The sequence below is a fragment of the Lysinibacillus sp. FW12 genome (assembly GCF_050817245.1).
GTDB lineage: Bacteria > Bacillota > Bacilli > Bacillales_A > Planococcaceae > Lysinibacillus > Lysinibacillus irui.
On sequence record NZ_CP139094.1, the window covers coordinates 3,248,626 to 3,263,440 of the forward strand.

The 14,815-nt window shown below is 38.1% G+C and carries 16 protein-coding genes; 7 read left to right on the top strand and 9 right to left on the bottom strand.

What is annotated here, in order from left to right:
* Positions 1-29 precede the first annotated feature (29 nt).
* Both SJW71_RS16905 and SJW71_RS16910 read right to left on the bottom strand, forming a co-directional pair.
* On the bottom strand, positions 30-749 hold the full coding sequence (locus SJW71_RS16905; RefSeq protein ID WP_431812219.1) for a sulfite exporter TauE/SafE family protein: 720 nt from the start codon (positions 747-749) through the stop codon (positions 30-32).
* A 32-nt stretch (positions 750-781) separates the two neighbouring features.
* A complete protein-coding gene (locus tag SJW71_RS16910; protein WP_431811237.1) occupies positions 782-1,987 on the bottom strand; it encodes an MFS transporter in 1,206 nt (401 codons plus the stop codon).
* Positions 1,988-2,280: 293 nt separating this feature from the next.
* Here SJW71_RS16910 and SJW71_RS16915 point away from each other — a divergent pair, with 293 nt between their 5' ends.
* Both SJW71_RS16915 and SJW71_RS16920 read left to right on the top strand, forming a co-directional pair.
* Positions 2,281-3,105, top strand: a complete 825-nt coding sequence (locus tag SJW71_RS16915) for a methyl-accepting chemotaxis protein (RefSeq protein WP_431811238.1) — start codon at positions 2,281-2,283, stop codon at positions 3,103-3,105.
* A gap of 14 nt (positions 3,106-3,119) precedes the next feature.
* The gene (locus SJW71_RS16920; RefSeq protein ID WP_312505679.1) at positions 3,120-3,665 is read left to right on the top strand and encodes a GNAT family N-acetyltransferase; all 546 of its coding nucleotides are present in this window, start codon (positions 3,120-3,122) and stop codon (positions 3,663-3,665) included.
* 39 nt (positions 3,666-3,704) lie between these two features.
* Here the strand turns inward: SJW71_RS16920 and SJW71_RS16925 are convergent, their stop codons facing one another.
* Both SJW71_RS16925 and SJW71_RS16930 read right to left on the bottom strand, forming a co-directional pair.
* Positions 3,705-5,258: a flotillin family protein gene (locus SJW71_RS16925; RefSeq protein WP_274796320.1), complete on the bottom strand. Its 1,554-nt coding sequence runs from the start codon at positions 5,256-5,258 to the stop codon at positions 3,705-3,707.
* A gap of 15 nt (positions 5,259-5,273) precedes the next feature.
* A complete protein-coding gene (locus SJW71_RS16930; protein WP_431811239.1) occupies positions 5,274-5,804 on the bottom strand; it encodes a hypothetical protein in 531 nt (176 codons plus the stop codon).
* Positions 5,805-5,957: 153 nt separating this feature from the next.
* On the opposite strand from SJW71_RS16930, the gene SJW71_RS16935 reads away from it, so the two are divergent.
* Entirely contained in the window at positions 5,958-6,335 is a 378-nt protein-coding gene (locus SJW71_RS16935; protein WP_431811240.1) for a hypothetical protein, read from the top strand.
* Between the two features lie 154 nt (positions 6,336-6,489).
* On the opposite strand, the gene SJW71_RS16940 is transcribed toward SJW71_RS16935, so the two are convergent.
* The 5 genes from SJW71_RS16940 to SJW71_RS16960 form a co-directional block, all read right to left on the bottom strand.
* Positions 6,490-7,224, bottom strand: coding sequence for a hypothetical protein (locus SJW71_RS16940; protein WP_274796317.1), 735 nt, complete (start codon positions 7,222-7,224; stop codon positions 6,490-6,492).
* A 472-nt stretch (positions 7,225-7,696) separates the two neighbouring features.
* Positions 7,697-8,488: a GNAT family N-acetyltransferase gene (locus tag SJW71_RS16945; protein ID WP_431811241.1), complete on the bottom strand. Its 792-nt coding sequence runs from the start codon at positions 8,486-8,488 to the stop codon at positions 7,697-7,699.
* Positions 8,481-10,283: a ribosomal protection-like ABC-F family protein gene (gene abc-f / locus SJW71_RS16950; protein WP_431811242.1), complete on the bottom strand. Its 1,803-nt coding sequence runs from the start codon at positions 10,281-10,283 to the stop codon at positions 8,481-8,483. The genes SJW71_RS16945 and abc-f overlap by 8 nt, the downstream gene beginning before the upstream one ends.
* Positions 10,284-10,387: 104 nt before the next feature.
* On the bottom strand, positions 10,388-10,528 hold the full coding sequence (locus SJW71_RS16955) for an RAxF-45 family protein (protein ID WP_004232534.1): 141 nt from the start codon (positions 10,526-10,528) through the stop codon (positions 10,388-10,390).
* Positions 10,529-10,689: 161 nt separating this feature from the next.
* Positions 10,690-11,718, bottom strand: coding sequence for an AbrB family transcriptional regulator (locus tag SJW71_RS16960; RefSeq protein WP_431811243.1), 1,029 nt, complete (start codon positions 11,716-11,718; stop codon positions 10,690-10,692).
* Positions 11,719-11,936: 218 nt separating this feature from the next.
* On the opposite strand from SJW71_RS16960, the gene SJW71_RS16965 reads away from it, so the two are divergent.
* From SJW71_RS16965 to SJW71_RS16980, 4 genes are read left to right on the top strand one after another with little or no spacing between them, the layout of a single operon-like run.
* Positions 11,937-12,386: a LytTR family DNA-binding domain-containing protein gene (locus tag SJW71_RS16965; protein WP_274796313.1), complete on the top strand. Its 450-nt coding sequence runs from the start codon at positions 11,937-11,939 to the stop codon at positions 12,384-12,386.
* 1 nt (position 12,387) lies between these two features.
* Positions 12,388-12,789, top strand: coding sequence for a DUF3021 domain-containing protein (locus tag SJW71_RS16970; protein ID WP_274796312.1), 402 nt, complete (start codon positions 12,388-12,390; stop codon positions 12,787-12,789).
* A gap of 5 nt (positions 12,790-12,794) precedes the next feature.
* A complete protein-coding gene (locus SJW71_RS16975) occupies positions 12,795-13,715 on the top strand; it encodes an ABC transporter ATP-binding protein (RefSeq protein ID WP_274796311.1) in 921 nt (306 codons plus the stop codon).
* A complete protein-coding gene (locus tag SJW71_RS16980; protein ID WP_313470682.1) occupies positions 13,715-14,590 on the top strand; it encodes an ABC transporter permease in 876 nt (291 codons plus the stop codon). Before SJW71_RS16975 ends, SJW71_RS16980 begins: the two co-directional genes overlap by 1 nt.
* Positions 14,591-14,815 lie beyond the last annotated feature (225 nt).

Below are 14,815 nucleotides of genomic sequence, written 5' to 3' on the forward strand. Positions count from 1 at the left end.
GATGAGTAATCTTCCATACTTTTTTATGTCTACAGCATTGTCCATATGCTCTGTATTAATAGCATCATGCCAGCAGCAAATAATAATAAATATACCAATTTTAAAAATAGCCTTTGATGAAGTTTTTTAAATACGATTTGTCCCACAATAAGGCCAATCAAAACAATTGGCAAGGCGTATAGACTATAGAGCCAAACCATTAAACTGGTGCCCTCAATCGTTAGTTGTGATAGTAAGCTAACTAGATAAATAAATATATAATAAGCTAATGAAGTTGCTCGAATCATTTCTTTATTTTTTTTCGTGCTCGCAAAATATAGTAATAATGGTGGACCTGCCATGCCAATACTCGTTGTAAATATACCGGAGATGAAGCCAACACCGTAATCTCTACCGCTTGTTTGTTGAATGGAGAAATTTTTTATTAAGAGAATCGTTAACCCTAATAAAAGGATAGCGATGAGCAGTTTAAATGTCGTCACATCAACCAACGCAAAGAGTAAGCTACCAAAAGGTGCGCCTACAACACTTCCTATAATTACCTTTTTGAGCAAGGTCAGATCAATATCCTGTCTAATTTTTAAAATCAACGAAAAGGAAATAACAAGGGACAGAATTATATTCATTTGCATCGCCTCTTGCGGTGAAAAAAGCAGCAGTAAAAAAGGCGTTGCCATAATAGAAAAACCAAATCCTGTACTAGTTTGCAAAATCGCTGCTGTTAGGATAATAAAAAAGAAAAAAATAATTCCTGCAAAACGTCACCTCACATCATCAAATGCTATAAAGTTGTTGCGCTATTTTGTTTAGCAATGATTCTATTTAATAAGTAAGATAGCACACAAGCAATTACTAGAAATAGGGCAATCATCGCTATAACACCTACCCAGCCATATTTCATCCAAAATACACCGCCTACTGTCCCACCAACACTCGAACCAAAATAATAGAAAAATAAATAAAGAGATGAAGCTTGTGCTTTATCGTGGGAGGCTCGTTTGCTCACCCAGCCACTAGCAATAGAATGAGCTGCAAAAAAACCAAAGGTAAAAACCGTAATGCCTATAATTTTTAAAGTAAGCAGCCCGTTAAGCGTGACAATGGCACCTGCTAACATAATCGCAATAGCTAGTAATAGCATTCGTTGTCGACCATACCGATCAGCGAGACTGCCAAACCATGCAGAGCTAAAGGTTCCGACTAAGTAAATGACAAATATCCAGCCTACAATGGTTGCACTCAAATTATATGGGGGCGCCATTAATTTGAAGCCAATATAGTTGTAAAGTGTGACAAAGCTTCCCATTAACACAAAGCCTATACCATAAAGACATAACATAGAAGGGTCCTTCATATGTTGATAAAGTGTTTTGGCCAATGCTTTTAATTGTAGCGGTCGGGCGCTAAAATGTTTGGAACTAGGCAGCATCCAGACAAACAACACACTGACAAGAAGGCTAATTCCCCCTAGCACGATCATCCCTATATGCCAGTTATAATGATCTGTTATTGTGCCAATGATAACTCGCCCACTAAGCCCTCCTACTGAATTACCGCTAATATATAAGCCCATTGCAACCCCTAAGCTCGCTGGTTCCATTTCCTCTCCTAAATAAGCCATGGCGATTGCAGGTAATCCCGCGAAAACAATCCCCTGAAAAACGCGTAATATAATAATCGTTTCAAAATTAGGAGAAAATGCTAGTGCAAGCGTAAGGATAGAAGCTGCAAAAATCGAAATGGTCATCAACGATTTTCGTCCCCATGCCTCGGATAGCGAACTGACAATAATTAAACTCACTGCTAAAGCAAAGGTAGTTACCGAAAGAGATAAACTAGCAATAGCTGGTGAGACGTGAAAAACGTCTGCAAATGTTGGCAATAATGGCTGTGTTATATACAAGTTCGCAAACGTAATAAAGCCCGCTAAAAACAATGCCCAGTTTGTTTTATGAAATGCTCTCGTGCCCTTTTGTATATACTCCATATATCTCTCTCCTTAATTTCTACAACGTACTACTATTATTCTAATACAATATTTCGCAAAACACACAACAGTTTGTCAAAAAATAGACAAAATCTTTATCATTTTTTTACGAGGAATTCCCAATTTTAGTTGACAACAAAAAAATAATGCTATTTATTCATTTTTTTGAAATTTACTATTTTAGCTTAGGCAACTATTGTGCTACAGTAAAACTAGAAATCATCTAGAACCATTGTCACAAAAAAATTAGATGATCTACCTATTTTTCATTGACTATACCCGGAGGAATTTTTATGAAAATTATCGAGGCTTTAGCCCTAGCAGCACCTTATATTCATCTTGCATTAAAACAAGAAGCTATTGTAGCTGTTGTTGAAAAGGAAAGTGAAACAGTCGTTAAATATTTGGCAGGTAAACGTGTGGATACCGGTGATAAAGATGGACAAAAAGTAAATCCTAATGATCAGAATGTTTACATTGCCTTTAATGGACAAAATGCAGATGTGATTATTCCAGAGGAGGTATACGGCGTAGCCCTTAATGCTTTTTCATTTCCCATTCGTGAAAATGGTCAAGTTGTAGGTGCATTGGCTTTTGGTCTACCGATTGATAATGAACTAAAGCTCGAAAAATATATGAGTACCATGGATAACATTATCAACAGTCTACAAGATAAAGTACATACCATTGCTTCTCATTCAGAGGAATTAGCGGCGACAAGTGAGGAAATTAATAAGCAAGCGCAGCACGCATTAGAGGATTCTGAGAAAACAAATGCAGTGACCGATTTAATTAAAAGTATTTCACGCCAAACCAATTTACTAGGTTTAAATGCATCCATTGAGGCAGCTCGTGCTGGTCAGCATGGTGCAGGCTTTAATATCGTGGCACAAGAGGTTCGAAAATTGTCCTTTGAGACATCCAGCGCTACTGAAAATATAGAAACTTCTTTACGAAATATTAATAGAAATCTTGAAAATCTAAGACAAAATATGGGACAAGTCAATGATGCTACGAATGAGCAAGCACAGCTCGTACAGGATTTTAGCGAAATCATTGAAGAGCTGACTGTACTTAGTCGTGAAATGAAAGGCTTTATGCATAATGCCTTAAAATAAGTGAGGTGAACAATTTGCAGATCACAATTAATCAAGAACTCTCTTTACGAACAATTTCTCTTGGGGACACAGAAAAAGTATTTGCCTTAACGAATGCCTCTAGAGAGTATCTAAAAGAATGGCTACCATGGTTGGATTATACAAAGGAGGTAGCAGATACACGCGCTTATATTGAGAGCTGTATCAAAGGACATGAAGCAAACAGTAGCCTCTCTCTCGTTATTGTCTTTAGAAACGAAATTGTTGGCATTGCTGGCTTTAATTCTATTAATGCTACTAATAAAATTGGGACGATTGGTTATTGGCTTAGTGAAGGAGCACAAGGGCATGGTATCATGACCAAAACAGTTAAAGCCTTATTACAATATGCCTTCGAAACATTGCAGCTTCATAAAGTAGAAATCCGTGCTGCTGAGGCCAATTACAAAAGTCGCGCGATCCCTGAACGACTTGGTCTAGTAAAAGAGGGGACGATTCGTGCAGCAGAATGGCTCTATGATCATTATGTAGATCATGTGGTCTATGGCATGCTCAAGAGTGAATGGCAGCAACAAAAATAAAAGTAGCGACCTGATGATAAATTCATCAGGTCGCTTTTATTAGGATTGTTCTACTGTTTCCTTCGTCTCTACGGCTTCAACAGGTGCTTGCTTTTTTTCTAGACCTAAAGCAATTTGTTCTAGTTCTGGTCGCAATGTATGCTTACCCGCATAACTTTCAATCAGTTCTTTCACATCAATCCCTGACGTTTCTTTTAACGTTTCCTGTAGTGTAGACATTAAATTGGTTGCATAGGATGTGACTTTATTCGCTCCACTGCCTTCTCCACCACCAGTATCGACAACTGTAATCTTATCGATATTGCCAAGTGGGCTTGCAAGCTCTTTTGCATACTCTGGCATCATGCGCACAACCATATCCAGCACAGCTGCTTGACCATAGTATTCAAAGGCTTCGGCAATCTTACGTTTAGCTTCAGCTTCTGCAAGACCGCGTAGACGAATAATATCTGCCTCTGTCTCCCCTTTTGCTCGTTCTGCATCCGCTTTAGCAAGACCGTCCAAACGAATTTTCTCCGCTTCCGCTTTTGCCAATGATTCTATGCGATATTTCTCTGCATCTGCCTGAGCAAGCTCTCGCATTTTTTCGGCTTCAGCATTTTGCTCTACCGCATAACGGTCAGCATCCGCCTTTTTCTTCACTTCAGAATCATATTGCTTCTCGCGACGTAAAATCTCTTTTTCTTCTAATTCAATTTGCTTTTGACGTTCAATAATGCGAATTTGCATCTCTTGCTCCGTTACTTCCTGTTTTGCACGAGCTGTTTCTAGCTCATATGCTTGGTCAGCACGCGCTTTAGCAATATCCTGCTCGCGACGGAATTCTGCTACTTTTAATTGGTTTTCTTTTTCTGCTTCCGCAATTTCTGTTGCACGCTCTAATTCCGCCTTCTGGGCTTCCTTAGACGCCTCAGCACGCTTAATACGTGTTTCCTTCTCTGCATCTGCTGTTGCAATATCAGCATCACGTTTCACCTGTGCGATTCTTGGCTTACCAAGTGAATCTAAATAACCGTTTTTATCTCGTACATCCTTAATCGTAAAGGATACAATCACAAGACCCATCTTCGCTAAATCCTGCGAGGCCACACGTTGAACCTCCTGTGAGAATTTATCACGGTTTTTGTAAATCTCCTCCACTGTCATGGAACCTAAAATTGACCGCAAATGACCTTCTAATACTTCACGGGCTTCACCTTCTCGCTCCGCTTTTTGCTTTCCTAAAAATTGCTCTGCAGCTGTAGCAATTTCTGTGATAGAACCCCCAATTTTGATGATGGCTGTACCATCTGCCATGACCGGAACACCTTGCTCTGTGTACACTTCTGGCGTAGTCACTTCTAGTTTACTAGATAATAAACTTAACGGCTGTGCCTGCTGGAAAATGGGAAATACGAATGTACCTCCCCCACGAATAATTTTTATACGATTTCCTGACTCATCCTTATGTACATTTTTTGAGCCAAGATAGCTACCTGTCACAATCAGTGCTTCATCAGGACCCGCCGTACGATACTTTGTCACATACAATCCGACTAGCGCAATTAAAACAAACGCTACAATTCCTAATACAGTTAAAATTTCGGTTGACATAGATGTATCTCCCCTTTAAACAAATTTTTTCTCATACGTTCTAACAAAAAGTGTACCGTCCTTCACATCCACTACAAGTACGGTCTCATCATAAGCAATCGCTTCATTATCATAGCCAGTTGCCCGCTTTGAAATCATGCCGCTTGTCGTTTCGATGACAACCTCTCCAAAGCCATCTACTGGAATGGGAACAATGACTCTCCCTAATTGCCCACCTAGTGATTCCTCGGTATAAGCTAAAGAAACATCAGCAGACCGTAGCGGAACGAGAACGAATAAATAAAATAAAGTACTTAAAATAGCGCCAATGATACATGCAGCAATGATATTCCAAACGCTAGAGAATAAGGCTAGTTTTTCTAAAATAAATCCTGCTGCTGACATCAACGTAATGAAAGATAGAATGACACTCGGATTCAAAATGGATAGTCCTTCCCCAATACCTTCGACAGCATCACCAAAAAACATAACTAATATTGTGGCAAGGCCAGCGAAAATCAAAACCACTAAAAAGATTTGTTCGAGTGAATAGCCAAATAGCGTCAAGTTGCTCACCCCTTTTCATCATATTACCTACTATACGGATGTCACATAGGAAAGTTTCAAAAATTTTCAAATATTTTCTTCAAGTATTATTTTTTTCTTTATGTCGAACCATGTTACAATAAAAAGGAATTCTGGCAACTAAGGAGATACGGCATGAAGCTTTCGACTATCATCAATATTGTTATTTTAGTATTTTTTACGTTATTATTCGTCAATGATTTCTTTCCTGACACTGCGATGGCTGCACTATTAACTAAAAAAATAATTCTACTGATATTAGTTGTTTTAGTCATCATACAGCTAGCTATCGACAAAGGTAGATATAAAAAATTATCCAAAAAGGCCTATATTGGTTTAACACTATATACAGTCGCGCTATGGATTGTTTTAACATTGCTTGGTGGTCAATCACAAATTGGCTTATCGTTCACAAGTCCTCTATTCTATATCATTGTTGTGTTACTTGGACTTGATTTACTGCGTATTTCACGCCAAAGCAAACGGGAACAAACAGAAGAAAAAACAAAATAAGATTAGTGGTATCCGTCACTTCTACGGCTTAATCCACCGTTTTTTCTTTTCTATCCGTCACATTGTAGCTTTTATCGGGCAATTTGGCGTTTCTATCTGTCTTCAAGATAAAAGCATGTCACCGACTGGCTCTCCAATCGGTAGACATGCTTTTTTAAGATTCTAATACATTTAAAATTTCATCCAGTTCATTAACAGCTAAATCTAAGCGTTCCTTTGCCTCGATATTTTGCTGTTTTAAGTGACTAAACTCTAGCAAATTTTTCTCATGTTTTAATTTGATAGATGATAAACGTTCAATTCGTGCCTCTACCTTTTCTATTGCTTGCTCACAGACTGTTGTCCACAGCTTTTCTGATTGCTGCATTTCCGTTGTAGATGGGTTGTGTTGTCGCATAATTCGAACATACACCATTTCTATTTGTTCTATTAATTCCGAATAAAAATGTCGCTCAACACGAGTAGTTTGGAATGTTGGATGCTCTACCTCTTTTGCATAAGGAGTAATTTGACGTAAGAGCTTTCCAGCATTTTCACCGAATGCATGCGATAAATTCAAGACATTCATTAATTGCAATAATAAACGGATTTCTTCTAAATTAATAAGCTGTGAATCGATGCTTTCCTTTAATTTTAAGGATTCCATATAGCGTCGATCAAAATGCTCAATTTCGCCGTTGCGTTGCTCTACTAAATGGACACTTGCATTATCTTTTAAGCTTTTAATATAGCGAATAGCATGGCTTTTTAGCTCTTCTATTGACAGCAAGTTGTCATTGTCTTGTTGTGGTTTTCCTCGTTGAACATACGCAAATGCATCCATTTTTTTGGGCCATTGTGCTGCTGGGGTTTCTTTTGAGACATTATAGCATATATAAATTCCGTGCATTCCATATCCTCCAAGTCCATTAAACAAGTATCTCTAAAGACAATAAATCGAATACGGTAATTTTTCAAGTAAAAAACTTTTAATAATTGAAAATCCTTCTTTTTAAGAATAAATCAAAAATCCCGAATAGTATACTATTCAGGACTTTACTATTTTTCAGAAATCAAGACTTCCCCCTTTACAAGCTTGGTTCGCACACGATTCGAAACATATTCCACGACTAGAATAAGAATAACAAGCCCCAATAAAATAGAGCCTACCTGTGACCATTTGTAGGCGTTCGTCGCAAAAATTAAATGGGCCCCTATGTGGTAAAGGAAATACAAATCGACATGACAGAGCTAATTGCTGATTATATTTTAAAGCATTCTTACATCCAAGCAACCTGTAATCTTAACTGGCAAGTAACGTTCTAAAAAACGTCACCCAATTCCTTGTGAGTTTCACAGGAAATGGGCGACGTTTAATTGATTTAGGCGTCTTGTCGTATTTCTTTAATGCTTTTACCTTCTGTAAAGGCATGAATGGATGTAATAGTGCCGACTGATTGAAAGTTTGCTTTGGCATAGACTTTCGCAACCTGCTCACTAATCGGTAAAATCCAAAGATACTCTAGTCCGAGCTTTACTGATTGTTGTTGGATATGCTGCAATATATAGCCGATTAGGCCACGTCCTCGATAGCTTTCAAGCGTTGCGACACTCTCAATCCGTCCTTGATTTCCTGAGATAAATATATTTGCTGTGCAACAAGCCACACAACCAAGTTTTAATAAATAGTACGTAAAGTTTGGTGAATGATAGGTTTGCTCAAATGCCTGTTTAATTAGAGTAGGCTCCCCAAATGCAGAAATGCTCATTTCTATTGCTAATGCTTCCTCCATATTCGTATCTGTTACCCGTTCAATTTGAATCGCAGGATTAGGCGTTAGTTGCACATACTCACCATTCCAACACTGGATATCATCCTGAAAATCTTCATATTGGAATCCGTTCTTCTCTAGTGCATCGAGACAAGAATGATTGTCTTCCACGTTGTATAGATACATCCGCGGGATCAGTGACTTTGATTGATAAAAATCCTTTATGTCTTGCAAAAAAGCATTGGGATGATCAATCTTTCTCCAAATATGTGCATGATTTGCATCATAATAGGTTGGGATTGTCTTATTGTAAAATAAGGCTCCCTCTTTCCATTCTTCCATCTCACTAAAACTCTTTAAATAATCGATATCAAGTTGCATAATACGTTCTAAATTAAGCATTTCCTGTCCCCTCTTCCATCCAACGTTCATATAACTCCTCTAATTGCTTTTCTAGCTTCTGTCGTTGCTCTGTTGCAAGCGAAGGTTCCTGTAGTTTTGCCTCTATTTTTTCAATTTGTTGGTCAATCGAAAGCTCTTTCTTTGCTGGCTGCACTTTTGCGAGTATTTCTTTTTCAACCACTTTTTTCTTGGAAAATTCCTGTCTCTTTTGTCTTGCCCATTCATAATCTCCCTCAAAAACATGAATGACTTGATCCTCAATCCACGCCGTTTTCGCAAAGATCTTCTGTAGGAAATAGCGGTCATGTGACACACCAATAATAGTCCCCTCAAAGGATTCCAGTGTCTCTTCCAATACCTCTCTTGCTTCAATATCCAAATGGTTGGTCGGCTCATCTAATATCAATACATTAATATCCTCATGCATTAATTGTGCCAGGCGTAAGCGCATTTTTTCTCCGCCACTTAAATCCTTCACTTTTTTAAAGACATCATAGCCATAGAACAAAAATCGTGCGAGAATATGACGTGCTTCAGCCTCGGACACTGCGACACTCTCTCGGAAGGCATCAATTAAACGAATAGTAGGATTATGATGTTCAAACTGCTGAGATAGATAGCCGAATTTTACATTACTACCGATATGGCAGACACCACGATTGGGTACAATTTCTCCTACTATCATTTTTAATAAAGTTGATTTCCCACTACCGTTGCTCCCAACAATGGCTACCCTTTCCCCAAAATAGACGGCAAGGTTGCTGTCCTTGAATAAAGGTTTATCATATCCGTGATGAATAGCCTGTAGGTGCACCACCTCTTTACCACTGCGTTCAGCCATCGTGAGAGCTAAATTCATTTTCTTTTTAGTGATCGGCTTCTTCACTCGCTCGATGCGCGCTAATGCTTTCTCCATACTTTTAGCACGTCGATGCATGGAGGCATTGGGTGGGTTTGCTTCATTCGCCCACTGCTTTAATCGTTTTATCGTTTCCTGCATTTTTTTAATTTTCTTTTGCTGCTCTTCATAGTCAGCAAACTGCTGTTCAATCTTCGCCTCTTTTTGAGCCATAAAGGCATCATAATTACCGTTATATGTGAATGCCTCTCCATCCTCAATTTCAATAATTTTATGTGCTATTTGATTCATAAAATGTCGGTCATGAGAAACGACAATAACAATGCCATCAAAATTTCGCACATAGTGTTCCAGCCATTCAATTGCTTGCATATCAAGATGGTTTGTTGGTTCGTCCAGTAATAAAATCGAAGGCCTTTTTAATAAAATTTGCCCAAGCATCACCTTTGTTTTTTCTCCACCACTTAAGCTACTAAAAGGCTGATCCAGCATATCTGTAATGCCAAGTCCATTTGCAATCATTGCCAACTGTGCTTCTACTTCATATCCCCCTAGTAACATAAACTGCTCCTGAACTTGCCCGTATTGTAGCAGTATTTTATCTGTTACAGCCGACTGCATCTCTTGCTCAAGTGCCGTCATTTTAGCCTTTAAAGCATAAATATCCGCAAATGCCTCCTCCAGTACTTCTTGCACAGCATGTAGTGGATATTGCGGGATTTGATGTAAGTAGCCAATTGTGGCATCTTTACTTTTGATAATACGTCCCTTATCCGGTATATCTACGCCTGCCAATAGCTGTAATAGAGTAGTTTTGCCACTTCCGTTCACGCCAACAATGGCCACATGTTCACCGCTATTGACCTCAAGCTGTAAATTTTCAAATAATATATTTCCACCCATAATTTTTTGTATTTGTTCAGCTTTCATTTGCATCGTTTTTTCCTCCAATGAAACGTGCGAAAACATCTTTTAAACACAAAAAAGACTGCTCATTAACAAGCAGTCTTCTTCTCATTTACATTTGTGAAAAAGAATGGTTAATTCGCTACGTTTGTTATTTGATTTTGCTTAAAAATGGACAGACCTATCCCGTTGTTAGCAAAATCAAAAGTAATTACACGTGCAAAATACATAGCTGTATCCACTTTTACACATGTTTTCGTAGCGTTTTTATTCATTCCTTTTCACCTCCGTTCGTCATAGTTATTTGTATCATAACATTATTCAGATTATTTGGAAAGGGTTAAATTTATTAGATTTTTCCATGTTACATGGCATCATTGACACTAGATGCTCGAACAATTAAAAAAACATGAAGGATGGGTCATTACCCTCTCCCTCATGTTTTCGTTTTTTTCACAAACATTTTCACCACAGGCACAAGGAAAACCGAGACCACTAATACACGAAATAATTGGAAAGCCGTAACAATCGTGACATTTGCGTGTACAGAAGCAGCGATAATCCCCATTTGATCTAGCCCACCTGGTACAACGCTTAAAAAGCCTGTCCTAAAATCGAGCTTATACAAACTAGTCATAATAAATGTTAACCCGTAGGCTGCGCCGATAAAAATGCCTGCTGATACAAAGGCATAAAAAATATGCTTCTTTGATAAATGTAAATCCTCTTTTTTCAAAAGTAATCCAATATAAATACCTATCATTAGTTGAGCAATATGCAAAAGGGATAATGGCAATTTAGGCACTTCTATCCCAGCCATATTAATGCCCATCAATAAAAACACTGGACCAAGCATATAACCTGTTGGAATTTTAAGCTTTTGAGCAAGCCACCCAGCTAGTCCACAAACAACGAGGATAGCAACAAGGCTCCATGAATATGTTCCCTCAATAAGGGAGCTATTGCTACCAGCGCCTGCCACCATTAATGGCACAAAGCCAACGATTAAAAGAACACGAAGGATTTGAAAAAAGGTGATGACAGCCATATCCATATTTCCTTGCTCCTCCGCAAATGCTACAACCTGTGACATTCCCCCTGGTACACAGCATGTCAGAGCAGTAGCAAAATCTATATCTGTACGTTTGGCTACAAGAAGACTCACAGCGAAAAATAGCACAATAAATAACACATTTAAAAGGATCATGCTCCCTAAAAAGAGCTTAATATCCTGAACGGCCTCCGGTGTAAAGGCATAGCCGATAGAATATCCGGCTACAATTAAACCAAAATTACGGAAATAATGATGCCATTTCAATTGTACATTAGTTGACAATTGTACAATGAGCACCGCTGTAATCGCACCTAATAGCCAAGGCATAGGAATATGTAATAACTGAAAAACAACAGCGCCGATGAGGCCAATACATAATGTGATAAGCATATGTTTATCAAAAACAAACATTTTAGCAACCCCTTACAACTGGATAAGCCTATTATGACCTTTATTACCCCTTTTTTCTACCAGACTGACTTTGAGCTGTCTGCTATTGCTAAAAAAGAACCTGTTATGGAGGAAATTTAACCTCTTATCCAACAATTTATCCTGACTAAAATTTTCTATGCTACATTAGTATTACCTGATTCAGCGTTTCTCCAACCGGAGAATAAAGGAGGCCTCCTATGAAAATTCATCTAACCATCAATCATGAACTTGAAGAAACAGAGGTTCATATACACGCCAAGGAATATAACGAACAAATTGAAAGACTGATGAAACAGCTGCAAGCATCCCAAACTACTATGCTAGATGGATATTTTCAACAAGAAATTCATCTACTAAAAATCTCTGAAATTTATTCCATTTACGCAGAGGATGCCAAAGTATTTTTGCAAACGGATGAACATGAATTTGAGTCAAAGCGAAAATTATATGAGCTAGAGGCACAGCTAGCGAAAGACTTTGTACGAGTAAGTAAATCCACCCTTGTTAATATTCAAAAAATTTCTTCCATTCAAATGGGCAAAATCGGTACAACACAACTCCTTCTTGAAAATGACGTAGCCATTCATGTCAGTCGAAAATATTTAAAAGAATTAAAGCGACACTTAGGTATTGGGAGGGATTCATAGCATGAGGTACTTACGCATGATGATTATTGGACTACTCATTTCACTTAGCTCTTCGTACATTTTAGTCACGTTAAGCCTCCTATCAAGCAATGAAGTTGCATTAGGTACAGAGTTACTAGAACAAATTATTATCGCAGCCATTCTTGGCATTGCAATTGGACTGCTATCCATCATTTTTGATATTGAGCCATTGCCTTTTACGATACAGCTTCTATTGCATTTAGTAGCGGTGACAGCATGTGTATTAACCGCGGGCTATTTTGGTCATTGGTTTGATTCCGGTGTATGGTATGTACTGATCGCAGAAGCCATTATTTACTTGATTGTTTGGTGTATTCTCTATGTTCTTCAATTAAATGATATTGAAAAAATGAATCAAGAAATTCAAAAGAGAAAGGATTAGCCTAGATGACCCTTGCGATAGAAGTTGAAAATTTATGTAAACAATATGGTGAACATCAAGCAGTCAAAGGCATTTCATTTACAGTTGAACAAGGCACGCTCTTCGCTTTTTTAGGTGCTAATGGTGCCGGAAAATCAACAACAATTGAGATTCTATGTACATTATTAAAAAAATCCAGTGGTCAAGTAACCATTAATGGTTTCACGCTTGATGCAAGCAATCAAAATGCGGATATCCGTAAATCGATCGGCGTTGTATTCCAACAAAATTTATTAGATGAGCGATTAACAGTGCGTGAAAACATTTTACATCGAGGCAGAACATACGGTTTATCGAAAAAACAGCTTGCCGAAAACTATCAATTTATCTCTACGTATTTACATTTAGAAGATATTGACAAGCACAAATATGGAACATTATCTGGAGGACAAAAAAGACGAGCTGATATCGCTCGCGCTCTTATTCATCGTCCTCAAATTCTATTTCTAGACGAACCGACCACAGGACTAGACCCTCAAACAAGACAATTTGTTTGGCAGGCCATTAAGCAGCTTCAACTTGAAACCAATATGACCGTTTTTTTAACAACACATTATATGGAGGAAGCTGCAGTCGCCCATCAAGTTGTTGTCCTAAAACAAGGGAAAATTGTCGCACAAGGGACTCCTGATGCGTTAAAGACTAAGTATACTTATGATTCAATGGCCCTTGTTTTCAAGCATCCTATAGATGGCGTCAAATGGCTTGAAGAGCTTGCCATTCCCTACACCGAAAAACAGAACATCTATACGATCCGTTTGGATTCTACTCTAGAAGCGCTCTCCCTATTAAAAAAGGCTGAGCCACTTATTTCCTCCTTCGAGGTCATTAAAGGGTCTATGGATGATGTCTTTATTCACATAATGGCAGAGGAGGATGTAGCTTAGTGGAAGCATTGTTAACTTTAGTCCAGCGTAATAGTAAAGTATTTAGGCGAGATAAGACTCAAGTCTTTTTTTCGCTACTATCAGTCCTGATTGTCATTGTGCTCTACGCTGTATTTCTCCAAAAGATGCAAATTGATGCCATTGAACAAATAACCGAAGCGACACCGGAATTAATTACCCTTGTCAATGAATGGCTTGTAGCAGGATTACTGTCCATGATTGCTGTTACTACTACACTTGGGGCATATGGCATTGCCGTAAAGGATCAGGAATCCAAAACGCAGGCGGATTTTTTAACAGCTCCTCTTTCCCGTGCAACTATACAGATGAGCTATGTAGTTAATGCACTGATTATCGGAAGTATTTTTACCTTTATCGCCCTAATTGGCTGCGAGATATTTATTGTAGCAACCGGTGGTGAGCTTCTTAGCTTCCAAAGTTTTGTTCAAGTCATCAGCATCTTATTTTTAGCTGTCTTACTTGCAAGTGTCTTTAACTTATTTCTTTCGCTATTTGTTTCAACACAAAGTGCCTTTTCAACATTAGGAACAATCGTCGGGACAGTACTTGGTTTTTTATGTGGTGTCTATGTACCTTTGGGAGCACTACCAAGTTTTGCTCAAAATTTAATTATGTACTTCCCTATTAGTCATACAACATTATTATTACGAAATGCTTTTATGGAAGGCTCTATTGCTCAAGTATTTGATGGTGTGCCAACTACCTATGTTGAGGATTATAAAATCAATTATGGTATCATCTATGACCTTCATGGAAATATACTTAGTACGTCAACTAGCTTTTTCATTATAGTCAGCACAACTATCATACTAGCAGCTGCGTCTATCATGCTTTTCAAAAGAAAATATAAATAAGATTAGTCAATAGAATATGTACCAAGTCATCCCCTCTGTCGAAACAGCTATCTATAAAGTCAGATAAATACCTCCCAAAGTAATCTAATAACCTGGGAGGTATTTATTGGTTATAATGTGTATTTTGTGATCAATCACTTCCAATTAGAAAGCATTTACATTTCGAGTAGTCTTACTTCTAACGGATAAAACATGGGAAAAAAAATGCTGGCTCCAGCCTGTTTT

What these genes read in the sequence shown, in the direction of transcription:
- SJW71_RS16910 (WP_431811237.1), bottom strand. Translation starts at nt 1,987, where the DNA reads ATGGAGTATATACAAAAGGGCACGAGAGCATTTCATAAAACAAACTGG.
- SJW71_RS16915 (WP_431811238.1), top strand. Translation starts at nt 2,281, where the DNA reads ATGAAAATTATCGAGGCTTTAGCCCTAGCAGCACCTTATATTCATCTT.
- SJW71_RS16925 (WP_274796320.1), bottom strand. Translation starts at nt 5,258, where the DNA reads ATGTCAACCGAAATTTTAACTGTATTAGGAATTGTAGCGTTTGTTTTA.
- SJW71_RS16935 (WP_431811240.1), top strand. Translation starts at nt 5,958, where the DNA reads ATGAAGCTTTCGACTATCATCAATATTGTTATTTTAGTATTTTTTACG.
- SJW71_RS16940 (WP_274796317.1), bottom strand. Translation starts at nt 7,224, where the DNA reads ATGCACGGAATTTATATATGCTATAATGTCTCAAAAGAAACCCCAGCA.
- SJW71_RS16945 (WP_431811241.1), bottom strand. Translation starts at nt 8,488, where the DNA reads ATGCTTAATTTAGAACGTATTATGCAACTTGATATCGATTATTTAAAG.
- abc-f (WP_431811242.1), bottom strand. Translation starts at nt 10,283, where the DNA reads ATGCAAATGAAAGCTGAACAAATACAAAAAATTATGGGTGGAAATATA.
- SJW71_RS16955 (WP_004232534.1), bottom strand. Translation starts at nt 10,528, where the DNA reads ATGAATAAAAACGCTACGAAAACATGTGTAAAAGTGGATACAGCTATG.
- SJW71_RS16960 (WP_431811243.1), bottom strand. Translation starts at nt 11,718, where the DNA reads ATGTTTGTTTTTGATAAACATATGCTTATCACATTATGTATTGGCCTC.
- SJW71_RS16965 (WP_274796313.1), top strand. Translation starts at nt 11,937, where the DNA reads ATGAAAATTCATCTAACCATCAATCATGAACTTGAAGAAACAGAGGTT.
- SJW71_RS16970 (WP_274796312.1), top strand. Translation starts at nt 12,388, where the DNA reads ATGAGGTACTTACGCATGATGATTATTGGACTACTCATTTCACTTAGC.
- SJW71_RS16975 (WP_274796311.1), top strand. Translation starts at nt 12,795, where the DNA reads ATGACCCTTGCGATAGAAGTTGAAAATTTATGTAAACAATATGGTGAA.